The organism is Robertmurraya korlensis (genome assembly GCF_023715225.1).
Lineage (GTDB): Bacteria > Bacillota > Bacilli > Bacillales > Cytobacillaceae > Robertmurraya_A.
This window is the reverse complement of record NZ_JAMBNS010000005.1, coordinates 171,098-187,717: the sequence shown is the minus strand read 5'-3', so window position 1 is coordinate 187,717 and position 16,620 is coordinate 171,098. Positions and strand designations below refer to the sequence as shown.

At 40.3% G+C, this 16,620-nt stretch carries 15 protein-coding genes, 1 pseudogene and 2 riboswitches; of the genes and pseudogenes, 3 read left to right on the top strand and 13 right to left on the bottom strand.

What is annotated here, in order from left to right; genetic code table 11:
* Window positions 1-2: 2 nt before the first annotated feature.
* From M3175_RS11375 to queC, 4 genes are all read right to left on the bottom strand, one after another.
* Complete coding sequence (locus M3175_RS11375; RefSeq protein ID WP_251518987.1) at window positions 3-1,211, bottom strand: MFS transporter; 1,209 nt, start codon at window positions 1,209-1,211, stop codon at window positions 3-5.
* Between the two features lie 150 nt (window positions 1,212-1,361).
* Window positions 1,362-2,090, bottom strand: coding sequence for a 7-carboxy-7-deazaguanine synthase QueE (gene queE, locus M3175_RS11370; RefSeq protein WP_251518986.1), 729 nt, complete (start codon window positions 2,088-2,090; stop codon window positions 1,362-1,364).
* The gene (queD, locus tag M3175_RS11365) at window positions 2,087-2,566 is read right to left on the bottom strand and encodes a 6-carboxytetrahydropterin synthase QueD (RefSeq protein WP_251518985.1); all 480 of its coding nucleotides are present in this window, start codon (window positions 2,564-2,566) and stop codon (window positions 2,087-2,089) included. Before queD ends, queE begins: the two co-directional genes overlap by 4 nt.
* Window positions 2,567-2,569: 3 nt before the next feature.
* Entirely contained in the window at window positions 2,570-3,223 is a 654-nt protein-coding gene (queC, locus tag M3175_RS11360) for a 7-cyano-7-deazaguanine synthase QueC (RefSeq protein ID WP_251518984.1), read from the bottom strand.
* Between the two features lie 53 nt (window positions 3,224-3,276).
* A riboswitch (PreQ1 riboswitch) is annotated at window positions 3,277-3,319 on the bottom strand.
* A gap of 143 nt (window positions 3,320-3,462) precedes the next feature.
* A riboswitch (guanidine-I (ykkC/yxkD leader) is annotated at window positions 3,463-3,561 on the top strand.
* Between the two features lie 68 nt (window positions 3,562-3,629).
* Here queC and M3175_RS11355 point away from each other — a divergent pair.
* Window positions 3,630-3,971 (top strand): DMT family transporter, encoded by a 342-nt coding sequence (locus M3175_RS11355; protein ID WP_251518983.1) that lies wholly within the window; start codon window positions 3,630-3,632, stop codon window positions 3,969-3,971.
* Window positions 3,971-4,285: a DMT family transporter gene (locus M3175_RS11350; RefSeq protein ID WP_251518981.1), complete on the top strand. Its 315-nt coding sequence runs from the start codon at window positions 3,971-3,973 to the stop codon at window positions 4,283-4,285. Before M3175_RS11355 ends, M3175_RS11350 begins: the two co-directional genes overlap by 1 nt.
* 37 nt (window positions 4,286-4,322) lie before the next feature.
* On the opposite strand, the pseudogene clpP reads toward M3175_RS11350, so the two are convergent.
* From clpP to M3175_RS11320, 6 genes and pseudogenes are all read right to left on the bottom strand, one after another.
* Window positions 4,323-4,907 (bottom strand): annotated as a pseudogene (clpP, locus tag M3175_RS11345) (ATP-dependent Clp endopeptidase proteolytic subunit ClpP); the annotation flags it as partial.
* A gap of 24 nt (window positions 4,908-4,931) precedes the next feature.
* Complete coding sequence (locus M3175_RS11340; protein ID WP_251518979.1) at window positions 4,932-5,651, bottom strand: sigma-70 family RNA polymerase sigma factor; 720 nt, start codon at window positions 5,649-5,651, stop codon at window positions 4,932-4,934.
* Between the two features lie 161 nt (window positions 5,652-5,812).
* Window positions 5,813-6,505, bottom strand: coding sequence for a hypothetical protein (locus M3175_RS11335; protein ID WP_251518978.1), 693 nt, complete (start codon window positions 6,503-6,505; stop codon window positions 5,813-5,815).
* Between the two features lie 90 nt (window positions 6,506-6,595).
* The gene (locus M3175_RS11330; RefSeq protein ID WP_251518977.1) at window positions 6,596-7,348 is read right to left on the bottom strand and encodes an ABC transporter ATP-binding protein; all 753 of its coding nucleotides are present in this window, start codon (window positions 7,346-7,348) and stop codon (window positions 6,596-6,598) included.
* 20 nt (window positions 7,349-7,368) lie between these two features.
* Window positions 7,369-8,133 (bottom strand): ABC transporter permease subunit, encoded by a 765-nt coding sequence (locus M3175_RS11325; RefSeq protein ID WP_251518976.1) that lies wholly within the window; start codon window positions 8,131-8,133, stop codon window positions 7,369-7,371.
* A gap of 175 nt (window positions 8,134-8,308) precedes the next feature.
* On the bottom strand, window positions 8,309-9,241 hold the full coding sequence (locus tag M3175_RS11320) for a prolyl oligopeptidase family serine peptidase (protein WP_251518975.1): 933 nt from the start codon (window positions 9,239-9,241) through the stop codon (window positions 8,309-8,311).
* Window positions 9,242-9,405: 164 nt separating this feature from the next.
* On the opposite strand from M3175_RS11320, the gene M3175_RS11315 reads away from it, so the two are divergent.
* Window positions 9,406-9,765, top strand: a complete 360-nt coding sequence (locus M3175_RS11315) for a Lin0512 family protein (protein WP_251518974.1) — start codon at window positions 9,406-9,408, stop codon at window positions 9,763-9,765.
* Window positions 9,766-9,842: 77 nt separating this feature from the next.
* Here M3175_RS11315 and M3175_RS11310 read toward each other — a convergent pair whose 3' ends face one another.
* The 3 genes from M3175_RS11310 to M3175_RS11300 all read right to left on the bottom strand — a co-directional run bounded on the left by M3175_RS11310 (window position 9,843) and on the right by M3175_RS11300 (window position 16,611).
* Window positions 9,843-14,399, bottom strand: coding sequence for a lamin tail domain-containing metallophosphoesterase family protein (locus M3175_RS11310; protein WP_251518971.1), 4,557 nt, complete (start codon window positions 14,397-14,399; stop codon window positions 9,843-9,845).
* Window positions 14,400-14,700: 301 nt separating this feature from the next.
* Window positions 14,701-15,237 (bottom strand): cob(I)yrinic acid a,c-diamide adenosyltransferase, encoded by a 537-nt coding sequence (gene cobO, locus M3175_RS11305; RefSeq protein WP_251518969.1) that lies wholly within the window; start codon window positions 15,235-15,237, stop codon window positions 14,701-14,703.
* A 3-nt stretch (window positions 15,238-15,240) separates the two neighbouring features.
* Window positions 15,241-16,611, bottom strand: coding sequence for a cobyrinic acid a,c-diamide synthase CobB (locus tag M3175_RS11300; RefSeq protein WP_251518967.1), 1,371 nt, complete (start codon window positions 16,609-16,611; stop codon window positions 15,241-15,243).
* Between the last annotated feature and the right edge of the window lie 9 nt (window positions 16,612-16,620).

Sequence of the window (16,620 nt, the reverse complement as noted above, 5' to 3'; positions counted from 1 at the left end):
TTTTACTTGCTATGTGCGACTCTTCTTTTAGTTGATGTCTGAACTCCGTTTCCGCTCCAGAAAACAACAGCTGTTGCTGCAAATAATAATATTGCGGTCACGAGGAAAACGGTTTGGATTGGAAATAGACCACCGATTGCTCCACCAAGCATGGGCCCAATCATCCCGCCTATTTGGTTCGCGGTTTGGTTCAGTCCGAACGCTCTGCCACGGAAATCCTCTTCCGTTGCCTTTACCACAAGACCGTTTATTGCAGGGAATACTGCACAGAAAAAGATTCCAAACAAAAAGCGGACGATAGAGAATCCCCAAATTTGTGTGAAGGCGATTTGTGCAAGCATGCCAATCCCCCCACCGAGTAGACCAATAAATAATACTTTATGAAATCCCACTTTATCTGCCCATTTGCCCCATACCGGTGCGAACAAGGCACTAGCAATTCCAGGCAAGGAGAAAATGATTCCTGCTAATAGTGAAGTATTTTCATAGGATCCGCCGATTTTTACCACATATAGTGGAAGAACAGGCTCAAGGATCATGATCGAACAACTGGTAATAATGGTCAGTACAATGACTATCATTAATGGGCGGTTGGACATCGCTAACTTGATATCATTCGTAACTGATCCTCGTTCTTTACTAGGAACGAAGTTTTCTTCTGTGACCCATAAAATAATAAGAACGGTGGCAATAAATACAATCAACCCACCTGTTGCAAATGCCCATCTGTTACCAACCCACTCTGCAATGGCACCACCAATTAATGGTCCAGCAATCATACCGGATGCTGACGCTGTCGATATAAGTGATAACGCATAACCGACGTGCTTGGAGGGAGTATTCGTTCCAATTAGTGCGATTGCTCCAGGAATAAAGCCACTCAGCAACCCTTGCAAAATTCGAAGTACCAAAATTTGATAAGGGTTCGTAACAAAGGCCATTAAAGTGTAAATAAAGAACAGAACAATTCCAGCCCGTACAATCATTGGTTTCCTACCGTATTTATCAGCTATTCTTCCCCAAAAAGGTGAGGCGATTGCCCCTGCAAAAAAGGCGGAGCTAAACAATAAGCCTGACCACGTTTCCGTATGGTCGTGCACACCAATTTGTATCAGAAAGATGGGTAAGAACGGAATGACCATAGAAAAACTAGCAGCTGTAAAAAAGACACCAATCCAAAGTACCCACAAATTTCGCTTCCACGTTTCCATCCTTTACATCTCCAATTTCTTCATTCGCTAATACTTTGCAAGATTTATATCTTAATATGATAACATAAAATGGAATTATTTTCACTTCCGAAATATTCGGTGTTTGAAATAAAAAGCATCCACCCAAAAGGTGAATGCTTCTGTTTTATGTTATACTCCGCGCTTATTTCCCCATAAAAACGCATGTAATTGTGGCAAAACTTTTACATCGTTAAGCTCGGGGGCAGCAACAGCACGATCCACTAACCACTCGTATTTTTGTAAAAGCTTTTTCACAAGCTCGTCGTTGTTTGTATTGGTGAGGTCGTCATTCCCTACTTGCAAGTAAAAAGGAATGGTAGCGTATCTTTTGTGAACCATTTTCGCATACTCTAAATCAAGATCATCAAAAATAACCACTTTGACACTTACTTGATTCGCAAATTCCCCTGCTTCCAAGTTGGAAAAAATGCTATCCAACACCTCAAAATTCGTCTCCATGCCAGAGCTAGGAGGCTTTGGAGAAAGAGTTAGTTCGTCAATTTGTAAAAACCAATCTTGCCAACGGCTTCCTTGTGTTTCAATCCCGATTTTAATATGCTTTTCTTTTAGCAGGACAATCAAATTGTTTAGATTTTTCAAAAGGGCTGGGTTTCCACCAGAGATGGTTACAAATGAAAAATTGTCTCCGCCGATTTCCTTAAGCTCGTGCCAAATTTCTTCGGCGGTCATCATGCGGATATCGTCTTTTGCACTTCCATCCCATGTGAAGGCTGAGTCACACCAGCTGCACGAATAATCACAGCCAGCTGTGCGAACAAACATCGTTTTTTGTCCGATGACCATGCCTTCCCCTTGAATTGTTGGACCAAAAATTTCTAACACAGGAATCTTACTCATTCCTCCATCCACTCCCTTCTTGCTTCCGCATAGCTTGTAGGAGTTTCATAGAGTTTAACAAATTCCACTCTTGCCCCATGATACAGCTTTTGACGTTCTTCTGTTGTAACTGCCTCTTGCATTTTTTCATAAATCCAGACAACCATGTTTTCCGCCGTTGTGTTCATCGGTGGTAGTGTTTCGTTTAAATATCTATGATCAAGGAAAATTTCTATTTCATTTTTCCAAATTTCTTTAATGTCACCAAAGTCCATCATTAAACCTCTGTCATCAACAAAGCCGCTAATGCCAAAGATTACTTTGTACGTATGGCCGTGAAGGTTTTTACATTTTCCTTCGTAACAATGGAGATGATGTGCCGCATCAAATGTAAATTCCTTACTCACAAGCACACGCTTGGTATGATATTTTAGTTCGTTTCGTTTGATGTCTTGATCAATTTTCTGAAGATTTTCTACGATGCGAAATCCGTACATGTGTTAAAACCTCCCGTTATAAAAATCATCAAGGCCTCTTTTACGTAACACACAAGCCGGGCATTCACCACAGCCATCAGAGATGACGCCATTGTAGCAGGTTAAGGTATTTTCACGAACGTAATCTAGCTTGCCTAGCTCATCCGCTAATGCCCAGGTTTCGGCTTTATTTAACCACATAAGCGGGGTATGGATCACAAATTGATCATCCATGGAAAGATTTAAAGTAACATTTAATGATTTAATAAAAATGTCACGGCAATCAGGGTAACCGCTAAAGTCTGTTTCGCAAACGCCTGTTACTAAATGCTTCGCACCCACTTGACGTGCTAATACACCAGCAAATGTAAGGAATAATAGGTTTCTCCCTGGAACAAAAGTTGATGGAAGCTCGCCTTCTTCTCCTTCTTTTACTTCAATATCTGAACGAGTTAACGCATTTGGTGCTAATTGATTAAGTAAGGACATATCTAAAATATGGTGTCTGACACCTAATTCATCGGCTATATTTTTTGCACATTGTATTTCTAAGCTATGACGTTGGTTATAGTCAAACGTTACCGCTTCGACTTCTTTAAAGTTTTTTAGTGCCCAAAATAAACAAGTCGTGCTATCCTGTCCGCCGCTAAATACAACAATGGCTTTATCGTTTTTCAATTTGCATGCTCCTTTTTAACGGAAAAAACAGTACCACTAAGAAAGCAGTACTGTTTTCCTTAGTTTTTTAGAGAGGGTAGCTAGAACCTCTTTTTATTTATCCCTCGAGAATTATATCATATTTCGACAAAAGTGGTAGAGAATTGTTCTTACTATTATACTTATTTATTAAAACTATAAAATATGTAATCTATTTGCATAAATTTCATATATGTGTATAATATATTCTGTTATATATGGAAAATGTTTTCTAGGGTTCCGCAACAGCTTGTTGGTCTGGACCGAGAGGAAACTCACAGTTTTTTGCTGTGTCACGGAGGGATAAAAGCCCGGGAGGTAACTGATTTTTCAGTATCTCTCGGGCTTTTTTATTTTGTGGGAATAATAATTTTCGGAGGGATTTCACATGAATAAGCATTGGTTTATGGTATTTATTGCTTCTTTTTTTGAGGTGTTTTGGGTAATTGGCTTGAAGCATGCCGATGATGTGTGGGGATGGTTAGGAACAGGAGTTTCGATTGCTATCAGTTTCTATGTGATGCTTCGCGCGAGCCGCGCCCTGCCTGTTGGAACGGTGTACGCAGTCTTTGTCGGGTTAGGAACCGTCGGCACGGTATTGGCAGATATCTTGTTTTTTGGAGACATCTTTAAAATAGAAAAAATGCTACTGATTCTTATTTTGTTAATAGGGATCATTGGGCTTAAGATCGTTACGGGAGAAAAAGTTCTGGAAGGAGAGGAAAGCTAATGGCTTGGTTTGCCTTAATATTAGCAGGAATGTTTGAAATTGTTGGTGTGAGTTTGATCAATCAATTCAACCTAAAGCGAAATTGGTACTCACTAGCATTCGTTGTTCTTGGATTTGGAGTGAGTTTCTTTCTACTCTCATTTGCGATGAAAACCATTCCGATGGGAACAGCGTATGCGATTTGGACAGGAATTGGAACTGCAGGTAGTGCTATTATCGGGATTATGTTTTATGGTGAATCGAACGATTGGAAACGTATGTTATTTATAGCCATGGTGTTAGGGTCTGTGATTGGATTAAAGCTAGTATCATAAGAGGAGTAGCCTATATAAGAAGCTACTCCTCTTTTTACTACTTAATGATTTCATCAATAATCCCATATTCCTTTGCTTCTTCTGCGCTCATAAAATAATCTCGGTCTGTATCCCGTGCTACCTTCTCCACAGGCTGGCCTGTGCGGTCGGAAATAATCCCGTTGATATGTTCACGAAGTTTGATAATCCGTTTGGCTGAGATTTCGATTTCTGTTGCTTGCCCTCTGGCTCCCCCTAAAGGTTGATGAATCATGATCTCACTATTTGGGAGCGCCATCCTCTTCCCTTTTGTTCCAGCAAGTAAAAGCATCGCCCCAAAGGAAGCTGCCATACCTGTACAGATCGTTCTTACATCTGGCTTAATGTATTGCATTGTATCAAATATCGCAAATCCTGCCGAAGTGGAACCGCCTGGGCTATTTATATAAATAGAAATGTCTTTCTCTGGGTTATCAGCTGCTAAAAATAATAACTGTGCCACGACGTTGTTGGCTAAGGCATCATTAATTTCCTCACCGATCATTATGATCCGATCCTTTAATAATCTAGAATAGATATCATACGAACGTTCCCCGCGGTTTGATTGTTCGATTACATATGGAATTAAACTCATGTTTGTTTCCTCCTTCGTTTCACTTGCATAAAATTATGCAGCCATATAGACAGTGCATGAAGGACGATTGAAGAGAGGTGATGATTTCATCGTGCAAGTCGGGTTACTATCTTTTCGTAAAGAGCGAATGTTCGGAATGGAACGAATGAGTATTGATGGATCTTGAGACTTAAGTGATTCATGAAGAATGAATTCGATTTGTTGGCGATCTTCCTCATTCCAATACTTTTCAATTAGAGGATTGTTTTCTTCTGAGTCCTTTTTTTCAAGCCGCTGTTTTGCTCGAAAGATAGCCGCCTTTACAGCTGCTTCAGAAGAATCCATAAGCTCCGCTATTTCCGAGATCTGGAATTGAAAGCCTTCTTTTAAGGCAAACATGACCGCTTGTTTCGGCGTTAATCGATGAATGAGTTGTTGGATGGCCTCCAATCGATTCACCATTCGATCGGGCTCATTTTGGAAAAATTCAGGGATGTCTTCAAGAGATTCTTTGCTTCGCTTCCTAATGGTGTCGATCCATTCATTATGAGCAATTTTTTTCACAAGCGCGGTAGATATTTGGGGTTGATACTTATAATGAAGCCAAGCCTTCAGGAATGATTCCTGAGCCAAATCCTCTCCATCCCATATATTTTGAGAAATGAACTGGCAATATCGATGAAGCTTTGAATACAGTTCCTCGATTTCTTCCTCACATCTAAGACTAGGGTGTTCCTGAACATCAGTCTCATTCGGCCATAATTTACTATGCACAACCATCACTCCTTCAGCACTCTCTATCCTTTAAACGAAGAACGGATATAAAAAGATACGGGGTCGCCATCTTTTTTTAGTTTATACGAAATGTATGTGGTGGTACCACTATTCGGAACATAAAAAATGTGACTACTCTAATAGAATAGTCACATTCGACTCTAAGGAAACAGCTTTAACTTTTTTGCTTCCTCTTCATGATTGGTCATCATTTCATCAAAAAGTTCTTCCGTCGTTTTATTTTCGGTAGAAATCCCTAATTTCTTAGCTGCCTGAAGAATTTTTGCTTCTCGAACTTCATGAGCTAGTTGACGGAAATCCTTATTTTCTGTAGAGATTCCCAATTCTTTTGCTTCTATTTTAATGCTGGCTTCACGAACTTCTTTGGCTAGTTCTTTCAGTTCTTTACCCTCAGTAGAAATGCCGAGTTCCTTTGCCTCTGTTTTTATGATGGTTTCTCGTACTTCTTTTGCTAATGTGTCACTATCTTTTCCTACTGTTTTGATTCCAAGCTCGTCTGCTTGTTTTTTAATAAAGGTTTCTTTTACTTCTTTCGCTAAGGTGTCAAAATCTTTTCCCTCTGTATTGATGCCGAGCTCCTCCGCCTTTTTCTTAATCATGGCTTCACGAACTTCTTTCGCTATCGTCTCAGAATCTTTTCCTTCGGTAGAAATTCCTAACTCTTTTGCTTTTTTCTCAAGAAACTCCGGACTGTGGTGGAAATGTCCTTTATGAGCATGTGCTTCTTTCAATTCCACTTCCATCTTTTCCTCTGTTGCAGCAAGTGCTTGAACAGAACCAAGCAATCCAAAAACCAGAACAACCAAAAATATTCGACGGATTCTTTTCACCATTTCTTTCCTCCTTCATCTTATTTTTTGTACTACAGAAGGTAGGATGTCCAGAAATTATTACCAATTTATGAACAAATGATGAAAGAATCATTAAACAATTTTGTAACCACTTTTCTTGACGCAGTTTTCTTCCATAATTACATCAAGAATTTCCTCGGTATAGTGATGGAAGGTTGGATTGGATCGACTTCTTGGCCTAGGTAAATCAATATTTTTGTTCATTACTACTTCCCCTTCTCCAATTACAATTACACGGTCGGATAGAAGAACGGCTTCTTCGACATCATGAGTCACTAAAATCGCGGTGAGTCGATTTTCTTTCCAGACGGATTCAATCAGATTTTGCATGTCCATTCGAGTCAATGCGTCAAGAGCTCCAAGTGGCTCGTCTAACAGCAATAGCTTTGGTTCATGAACAAGGGCCCGAGCTAGTGCTACTCGTTGCTTTTGTCCCCCTGATAAGGAAGATGGATAATGGTCTGCAAGATCTTTTAAACCAACACTATTTAATACATACGTAGCTTTCGGTTTCCAATCACCCGTTAAGCCTAAACCGACATTTTGGAGAAGTGTCTTCCAAGGCAGCAATCTTCCATCTTGGAACATCATTCTTGCATCTTCGTTAATGGTTGTTAATCTTTCACCATTCACCTTCACTTCACCCTCATTAATATTCTCTAGTCCAGCAATAATACGAAGCAACGTACTTTTTCCACAGCCACTTTTCCCAACAATTGAGACAAACTCTCCTTGAAAAATAGACAAATCAATTCCTTTTAATACCGGGGTGTTGCTATATGATGTTTGAACATGATCCACATGTAATATTTGGTTAAAGTGCATTCGATACCATCCTCCTTTTGTTAGGATAATTGCTTCCACATCAGCCATTTTTTTTCAAAGAGCTTTGCAATCCAATCGGAGAGTTTTCCGAGTAAGGAGTAAATGAGAATGCTTAATACAATCACATCCATTTGCATAAATTCTCTCGCGTTCATGGCCATATAGCCTACTCCAGAATTGGCGCCGATTGTCTCGGCCACGATAAGGGTCGTCCACATGATTCCTAAAGCGTAGCGAATTCCAACCAAAATGGAAGATAGCGCACCTGGTAAAATGACCTGAAAGAATAACGAATATTCTTTCAGACCATAGGCTCTTCCCATTTCAATTAGTCCTTTATCAACAGACTTGATTCCGTGGTACGTATTGATATAGATGGGAAAAAGAACCCCTAATGCGACGAGAAACACCTTGGACACTTCATCAATTCCGAACCAAAGGATAACGAGTGGAAGTAACGCTAAATGCGGAATATTTCTAAGCATTTGTATGGAAGTATCCAATAGTAAATCCAAAGGTTTAAATAATCCATTAAATAACCCGAATAAAAAACCTAATAACCCACCGATCAGAAATCCAGTTAAGGCACGACCTAGACTAATAGAGATGTGGTTAATTAATTCGCCTGATGCGGTAAGCTCCTCGCCAGATTGAATCACCTCGATCGGTGATGGTAGAATGGTAGCCGGAATCATCCCGTTCATACTAAGAATCTGCCATAACCCAAGGATGGTCATTGGAATCATCCAAGGAATCAGCTTTTCCCTCCATATACGATTGACCATTCCCTTTCCCTCCATTCTTCCTATTTGACTGCTTCAGTTGCATTTTTTTAACTGTTTTAAACTTATCGATTCTCGTAAATTTTTTGTATTCTCTCATTTAAAAGGATAAATATGACGATTTTGTTACCATTTATGTAACAAAGTAGGTAGAATTCGAAAAGGTGAACCTGATGGCTCACCTTTTTAAATGGTTATCAAAAAATTGCTGAACGGTTTTTAATATTTCCGGTTGGGAAAATCCTCCGTGCCCTGCACCTTTAATTTTAACCATGGTTGCTTCTACGTTTGCTTTTTTAAGTGCTTCAAATAATAGGACACTTTGATTGTAAGGAACTCTTCGATCTTTGTCTCCATGCATAATTAAAAATGGTGGATCATCCTTGGTTATATAAGTGATGGGGTTGGCGCGTTTCACTTTGTCCTTGTTTTCTTGAAGAGCTCCTCCAATAAGCACCGATTCTGGTGAGTCCGGTGAGTCAAAATCAACATCAGCAGGATATTTACTCATCTGTAACATATCTGTCGGTCCATACCAATCGACTACAGCCTGCACGGAGCTCGACTCATTTGAGTATTCACCATCGCCATCTAGTTCACGGATTTCTCCTGTGGTTCCTAGTAATGCAGCTAGGTGTCCACCGGAGGAGTTACCCCATACACCGATTCGATTGGGGTTGATGTTGTATTGAGTTGCGTGCGCCCGTAAGTACCGAATGGCGTTTTTTACATCGTATAGCTGGGTTGGAAACTTCCCTTCATGACTTGTTCGATGCTCGATGCTTGCCACCACATAGCCGTTTTTGGCGAACATCACTAATTGTGGAATGAACTCGAAGGTCTTTTGAGGATGATGAAATCCCCAGCCCCCTCCCTTTATAAACACAATTAATGGACGAGGTCTTGACTTTTGTTTTGGTAGCAAGATGTGCATATGTAAAGGTTTGACCTCAGTCTTCGCGTACACAATATTTGCTAGAAGATGCACACCGTTATAGGCTGACTTTTTTGTGGGAATGGTTCGAATCCCATTGTTGTTTTCAGCATAAGAGCTGCAAGTAGTTAAATTCGTTATGGCGATGATAATTATTAAAAGAACGCTTTTTTTCATTTGATCAACTCGTTTTGTTAGTTTGGTTAACTTTGAACTGCTTTATTTTATTAAATTAACCAAATGTTTCTAATTTATGAAACCTAGACTACCCATTTTAGTTGGTAAAACTACTAATTTGCGTTATCCTTAGATGGAGAAAAATGAAGAAGGCAGGGAAATTTATGGATCAAATTATGTTTATTGAAACAGGAATGGGGATTGATGTTCACGGGCAAAACGTGACGAAAGCAGCGATTCGCGCGGTGCAAAATGCAATTCATTTTAACTCAATGCCTGGCATTCGCACGGTCCTTCCGGGAAACAAGCTGGAAAATATGAAGGTGAATGTAAAATTGGCGGTTCCTGGAGATAAAGAGTTGCTAGATATTGAAGCGGTGAAGGCAGTTCTTCCGTACGGTGAGGTGTCCGTTCAAGTTCAGGACGGCGGAATGCTTACAACAAGCGGAATCGTTCTTCCTGATAAAGAAGATAAAAACGATTTGATGTACATAGTTGTAGCGGCTGTTGAGGTTGGCTACTAATGAATTTAGGGCAGAAAATATACTTTCTGCCCTTCCTCTTTTTTACTAATAATTATTCTTGGTCCGTACCTTGTGGATTATTTTAACGGTCTTCCATTTCCTTGTCCCTTATCTTTTTCATCATTGCTCTTTGACTTACCTTTAACAAAGGTCCAGATAGGTGAAATGGTTATCCCAGTATATCTGTCAGAGGCAACTGTGTACCAAGAATACGTTTGATTTTCCTCTAGTCCCTTCCAAGTTGTTTCGGCTATTTCGCCACTTTTTACCTTTCGATCTTCTCCGATGGTGTTGTCTGTATAAATATTAACGGAGAAATAATCGGTTGCCACTCGTTTATCCGCAGCGGTTAGATCTAGATCCATTACAAACTCGTCCTTATTTCCATACGTATCTGTATTATAAAAATTGTAATCATCTAAATAAGGAGAGTACGTATTCACGAACACCCGATTTTGATCAACATCAAAGTGTAACAACCTCATGTAGCCTTGCCCACCTTCAGGGCCAGCTTGGTAGTCAGCTAACATTTGATATACTTTTCGGTCAGGAGCGCCATCGCCATTGTCATCAATTTCATCAATTAATGTTTGTGCTTCATGATAATGTCCACTTAATACCGCCATGACGTTTTTATTCGGTACCACGATTTCATTGAAAAGTTTTTCTCCGAGTGGATGACGGGTTCCCGTAGCTAAAAGGTATTCATGAAAACTTAGGATTGCTTTCCGGTCCGGATGTGCCTTTAACACATCATTAACCCATCGGATGCCCTCATCTGTTACGCCCCAACCTAGATAAACCATAATATAATCATTGCCACCGACAGAGATGAGGTCATAATGGCCCCGATTATTCAAATACGAACCACCATAATACGGTTGATTTTTAAAACGGTTCTCACCAAAGTTTTGATAATAATTGGTGTAATCGGTCGAAACCTGGTCTACGTCGTGATTTCCAGCTAGTACCCCATACGGGACGTTGTAGTCATCAAGCACCTTCATATACTCATTTGCACGACTCCACTGGGTCATATCGGTTGAAATGTTCACAAGATCTCCCGTGTGGAAGACATATTTGATTTTCATATCGTCTTGATGCTCAGCAATCCATTTCGTTTGTTGCTCATAAATATGCGGAAAGCTCTCCGAGTAATATTGCGTATCCGACATCCAAACAAAGGTATAGTCATAATCGCTTGGGTTAGCAGGAATCTCGTCCTGAACAAGTACATTTATTTTCTGTTGGTGAACAAATTCATCCACTTTAACATTTCCTTTTAAGGTAAAATCGCTCTCTTCAGCAATTTTATAGTCGATGAGCTCCCATTTGTTCGTAGCGTGGCTCCATGCGTACATAGATACCTTTCTCCCAGGTAGAGAATTTCCTGTCCAAAATAGTTCAACCACATCATTCGCATCCACTTTTTCATCGACGGTCACATCAAATCGGTGATATGGAAAACCTTCGCTAGAATCTTTCGTTAAATATTTTCCGTCTAGCTCTGCTACAAGCGAAATTTCGTCTTCTGAAAATGTAACCTCACCTTGAGGCGCGGGTTCATTAGGTGGCTCCACATCGGCCACGTTTGAGTACCCTTTGACTTTTGAGTGATCACCTATATCGTATTGGAACCCTTCGTAGAACGATACATCCATTTTGTCATTCGTAGGATCTGTCACTTTTACCTTAAGTAAGGGGTCTCCTTCTACAGGTGTTGCTCCAAACGATGAAACGTCCGTTGGCAGTGCGGGATTTTCATTGACAACTGAAAAATGGACAATCATCGTGGAGGAATTCCCTGTTGAATCCTTTGCTATAATAGAGAGCTTATGCTCACCTGGCATGAGTTTTGATGAAGCTGTCTCATACGGTATTTTGATAGGCTCATCGTCTAAAAATGCTTCCACTAACTCGACCCCTGCCCCACCATCCTTTGCTTTCGCTTGAATCGTGAAGGCTCCTTTGTAGGTTTTTCCTTCTTTCATATTCGTTGTGATCGTAGGGGCGGTATTATCTACTATAACCGTCGCATTCACTTCCTCATCGAGGTCAGCTATCGTAATCGTATGTTCGCCATCAGGCACAGTTGTTGTATTCCATACATAAGACTTTGATCTTGCGTGCTCTTCCGTAATTGGAAAGTGGAAATCGACGAATGGGTTTGCATCATTCATTTTTAAAATACGGGCAGGATCGCTGTAGGTAGAATCTTTAATCACGGTACCATCAGCTAAAACGAGCCTTACATTACGAAGATCATAATCATCCCTGTTTTCTGCTGATTCTAAGTTAAACGGTGAGGCTTTATTTCCTGAACGAATCGTTAAGATATTGTCTCCCACTTGTAATCGGTCGGCAGCGATTGGTACAGAGAATGTTTTCCAAGCTGATAACCAGTCTTTATCCATCAAAAATAAAATTTCCTCACCCATCGTAACCGCATTTTGGAAGTAGGTGTTTAATCCATTTGCTTCAAATGCGAGATACGCTGTATGTTCCAAAGAGGAATACAGATCCGTTGTTACTTCGGTCTCGTCGATCGCAAACTTGACGTTTTCAGGACCATCAGTCGCGGAAGTTGCTTTTAACACTTGTTCTCCAGCTAGAATATCGCCATCTTTTATATTTAAGCGTAAACTAGATTGGTCCAAATCATTGGTGATCTGTACGCGATGTGTCTCACTAGTTACATCATTGATGCCATCGGATGCAAATAAGTAATAGTCTACATACTCTTTTCCGATAAGGTCTGGAGAGTAAATCGTATGGTGAAAGAAGCTATCATCGTAATTCTCCTTCACAATGGCTTCAGTAAACTGCTCTTGACCTGAAATTTTATAAAAAATCTTTACCGTTTTTACTTCTTTATCATCCGTTGCTTTTGCAATGACTTCGATATCTTCTTTTTGACTAACCGTTGTTACAGCTGTTAGGTTTTCAATTACCGGATTGCTTGAATCAACTGGGTATTCACGTTCGGATGTTGGAACTTGAATGGCCCTTACACTCCCTGGAGTGGCTGCTTCAATCGTTATTTTTTGCATTTTCGTGCTCTTATCGGTTGGGTATTTATATTGAATTCCTTTGTCTGCATACGTATCATCCACATTGGATTCATCATTATAATAGGCGACGGCGATTTCCTTCCCTGTATTGGTTGCCATTACGAGTCCACGTAAGCTTCCATTTGCCATGCCACTGCTGAAAATACGAACAATGTCCTCGTTTTCTACTAAATTAGTAGAAAAATGTTGATTAAAATCGGCTACCGTTTTTGAACCGTTTTGTTCGTTAATGATCCAAAATACTAGAGTTTCCTTTGCAGGGATCATCACGTCATCAGGTACAGAGGCCCAGACGACATCAGATCCAGGATCATTTGTATAATAGCGATAATTTAGTTTGTAATCTTTAAGACTGACAGGACTTGATGAATTATTATAAATCTCGATAAATTCATACCCATCTGCTGTGCCAACATTGGTAGAGTCTGGTAACACTTCCGTAATTAAAAATGGTGGTACCCCGTTGTAATCTACAGGTGTGAGTTTGACTTCGATTCGGTATTCCTCGGATTTTACCGTGTTTACCCCATCTGATGCTTCTATGTAATAGGTCATTTGACTAGATACATCTATTTCGGGTATGTCAACAGTAAACAGATTGGATTCTCCCTCTTTTACCATAGAGACACTCGAAAAATTGTCCATTGTCTCATTTTTATAAAAGAGAGTAGCATTTGGTAAGGCCAAATCGTCCGCAATTTCTGCTGTTATTGTTATTGGTGAAAATTCGGTTGCTACTTGTACGGGTTCGTGTTGAATACTTGGTGGTTCTTTATCTGTTGGAATTTCAGGTATTTCAACGGGTTTGTCAGGAACCTGCTGAGATTCAATCACACCAGGTGTCGGGGATGCTAAAACGCTGTACTTATCCATCAAAGAACCAGACAGAGGGTATTTATAAGCAATACCGTTCCCGTTATTATCGTTTTCACTTCCTAAGTATGAAGCTGTAATCAAGTCCTTTCCCTCTTGGTTACGAATCGTGATGGCTCGATTGCCTCCGTTTGCAAAACCAGGAAACGTATCTTTGAATTCAACCACTGAATCTCTCGGAAGGATTGTACCAAAATTTGTATTAAACTCCTCGAGCGTCTTTCCTCCATTATTAAACCAAAGAACGATGGATTTCTGAGGTTCAACCGTAACAGCAGGAATTTGGAATGGAAGGTCTGTCCGACTGCCATCTGTGTACTGATAGACGAATGAATAATTCGTAAGTGGTAAAGGTTGGTTACTATTATTATAGATTTCGATAAACTCAAAATAATCGGTTCCAGTCCCTTTTGAATTTGGTGATATCTCGGTAATCAGGATAGGTGGGTAAGATTGATAATCTTCATCGGCTGCTTCTAAAGTTGAATTTGACTCAACTTCTGTAATAGAGTTAATTTCTTTCTGTGGTGTTTCTGTAACTGTGGTTTCTTGATCGGTTGATAAGGATTTTTCAGATGTTGTTGGTGTGGTTTCATCTGTGCTGTTCGAGGCTTCATTTTCTTCCAGTGTTCCTTTACTTGTTGAAACCGTAGTTTCATTAGCATAAGTGTTAAAAGGAATTGAAGTCATGAAACTGGTAAAAATCAAACTAGTGCTTAGTACTATGCTATAGTACTTTTGAAATGAGTTTCTTTGTTTCCTTTGCATATGCATCCCCCAGTTTTTTAATAGGAAGGAGAGTAGTTTACTAGACTCCCCTCTATTAAAAAACTTTACCCTTCCATTTTTAATGTTCTGTAAAAGGGATGTAAATTTACTGTTTAGATTTTCCAGTTAGTTTTATGCGGGTGAAAGTGAAGTTCTTAAAAGACAAATTAAAAGCTAACTGGTATGGAAGCTGAATTTCTCTTCCTACTAGTCAGCTTTCTTTTTAAAATTCGATTCCTTTTACCGCAGGAATGCCTTCCTCATAATAATGCTTGACCTCTTTCATGTCGGTAACAAGATCGGCAAGCTCTAAAATTTCCTGTCGAGCCGAGCGTCCTGTAATCACGAGGTGCATAGCTTCAGGACGATGTTTGATTAGTTGGATTACTTCTTCAATGGGAAGCACATCCTCAATCGGGAACTTATCGATAGCGAGTGCGTTATTTAGCTCGTCTAGAATTACAACATCGTATTCACCACTGTATACCTTGTCCTTTGTAATTGCCCATGCTTTTTTTAACGCCTCTCGATGTTCTTCTGGAGTTTTTGTCCATGTAAAACCGATTCCGAGTTGCTGCATATCAATTCCAATTTGGTCAAACATGATTTTTTCCCCATAGGTTCGGGATGGAGACTTGATAAATTGAAAAAATAAGACACGTTTTCCACGGCCTTTCGCTCGAATAGCTAGACCGAGTGCAGCAGTGGTCTTGCCTTTTCCATTTCCGGTATAGACGAGAGTTAAACCACGTTGAGACATTTTTTAGAACCTCCCTTTGTACTCTATACATAGCGATATCCAGTTCTCGACTAATTGCGGGCAGGATCCGAAATGTAAATGGGTGTAGCCGGCAACGAGATTTCTTGTTAAGAAACCTTCCTTTTTCGTTCCACGCATGCCTTTGGTTTGATAAGCTGAAGGTAACTTGGTGGTCGGATGAAAAGTTGAGTAGTGAAACTCGTGACCCTTTGCTCCTAGATCTCCTTGAAACAGCCTATTTCCTTCTTCTCCGGTGATTTCCCTATAACCAAGTGCAGCTAGTTTTTTGTGCATTTGAACGACTCCAGGAATCAAGCCAACCATCGGAAAACTTTCCCCTTCTGTGGTTTCTATCGCATCTGTTAAATACATAAAGCCCCCACATTCGGCCAATGTTGGCAGGCCGTTTTCAATCGCTTGTTTAATAGATTTCTTCACCACGTCAATTTCAGCTAACTCACGCGCGTACTCCTCAGGGAATCCTCCTCCGAGGTAAAGACCGTCCACATGTTGTGGGAGTGATTCTCCTTTTAACGGGGAAAACTCCACTAGCTCTGCCCCATAAGACTCGAGCAACTCCAAGTTTTCTTGATAATAAAAATTAAAAGCAGCATCTCTTGCAATAGCTATACGGACGTTTTGGGCTTTGTTCTTGCCAATCTGATGCTCTTGAACCACAAGGTCAGGAGCTTGTGCTAACTCATAAAGCTTATCAACATCAATGGTCTCAAGAACTAGAGCACCTAGTTTTTGAAAAAACGGTTCTAGTTCACCACGTTCAATCGACGGAACCAATCCGAGATGTCTTTCAGGAATGGATAACTCGTCAGCTCTTTTCAAATAGCCAACAACAGGAATCTGGCATTCCTGCTCAACTGCAGCTTTTACTAGTTGATAATGTCCTTCACTACCTACTCGATTGGCAATGATCCCCACAATATTCACATCGTCACTAAAGGCTTGAAATCCTTTTACGATTGCTGCCGCACTTCGAGCCATACTAGCACAGTTAACAACTAAGACAACAGGACTTTTGGTAATCACGCTTATTTCTGCAGTTGTACCATCATTCGAAGTTGGATTTTTTCCGTCGTAAAATCCCATCACTCCCTCGATAATCGAGATATCAGCTCCTTCGCTGCCACGAACAGCGATTTCTTTTACTAGCTCGTGATTGAGCATCCAGCTATCGAGATTTCTTGAAGGTCTACCCGTAACTGCCGTATGATAGGTTGGGTCGATGTAATCGGGTCCACATTTAAACCCTTGTACGATTAGACCTTTTTTCTTAAAAGCTGCCATAAGGCCGATCGTTAGCGTCGTTTTTCCGACACCACTCCCTGTTCCGGCAATGACTATTCTTCTATTAGACATGATATGTCC

Excerpts from the sequence above, each read along its gene's own strand:
- M3175_RS11375 (WP_251518987.1), bottom strand. The coding sequence starts at position 1,211 with ATGGAAACGTGGAAGCGAAATTTGTGGGTACTTTGGATTGGTGTCTTT.
- queE (WP_251518986.1), bottom strand. The coding sequence starts at position 2,090 with ATGAGTAAGATTCCTGTGTTAGAAATTTTTGGTCCAACAATTCAAGGG.
- queD (WP_251518985.1), bottom strand. The coding sequence starts at position 2,566 with ATGTACGGATTTCGCATCGTAGAAAATCTTCAGAAAATTGATCAAGAC.
- M3175_RS11355 (WP_251518983.1), top strand. The coding sequence starts at position 3,630 with ATGAATAAGCATTGGTTTATGGTATTTATTGCTTCTTTTTTTGAGGTG.
- M3175_RS11350 (WP_251518981.1), top strand. The coding sequence starts at position 3,971 with ATGGCTTGGTTTGCCTTAATATTAGCAGGAATGTTTGAAATTGTTGGT.
- M3175_RS11335 (WP_251518978.1), bottom strand. The coding sequence starts at position 6,505 with ATGGTGAAAAGAATCCGTCGAATATTTTTGGTTGTTCTGGTTTTTGGA.
- M3175_RS11330 (WP_251518977.1), bottom strand. The coding sequence starts at position 7,348 with ATGCACTTTAACCAAATATTACATGTGGATCATGTTCAAACATCATAT.
- M3175_RS11325 (WP_251518976.1), bottom strand. The coding sequence starts at position 8,133 with ATGGTCAATCGTATATGGAGGGAAAAGCTGATTCCTTGGATGATTCCA.
- M3175_RS11320 (WP_251518975.1), bottom strand. The coding sequence starts at position 9,241 with ATGAAAAAAAGCGTTCTTTTAATAATTATCATCGCCATAACGAATTTA.
- M3175_RS11315 (WP_251518974.1), top strand. The coding sequence starts at position 9,406 with ATGGATCAAATTATGTTTATTGAAACAGGAATGGGGATTGATGTTCAC.
- M3175_RS11310 (WP_251518971.1), bottom strand. The coding sequence starts at position 14,399 with ATGACTTCAATTCCTTTTAACACTTATGCTAATGAAACTACGGTTTCA.
- cobO (WP_251518969.1), bottom strand. The coding sequence starts at position 15,237 with ATGTCTCAACGTGGTTTAACTCTCGTCTATACCGGAAATGGAAAAGGC.
- M3175_RS11300 (WP_251518967.1), bottom strand. The coding sequence starts at position 16,611 with ATGTCTAATAGAAGAATAGTCATTGCCGGAACAGGGAGTGGTGTCGGA.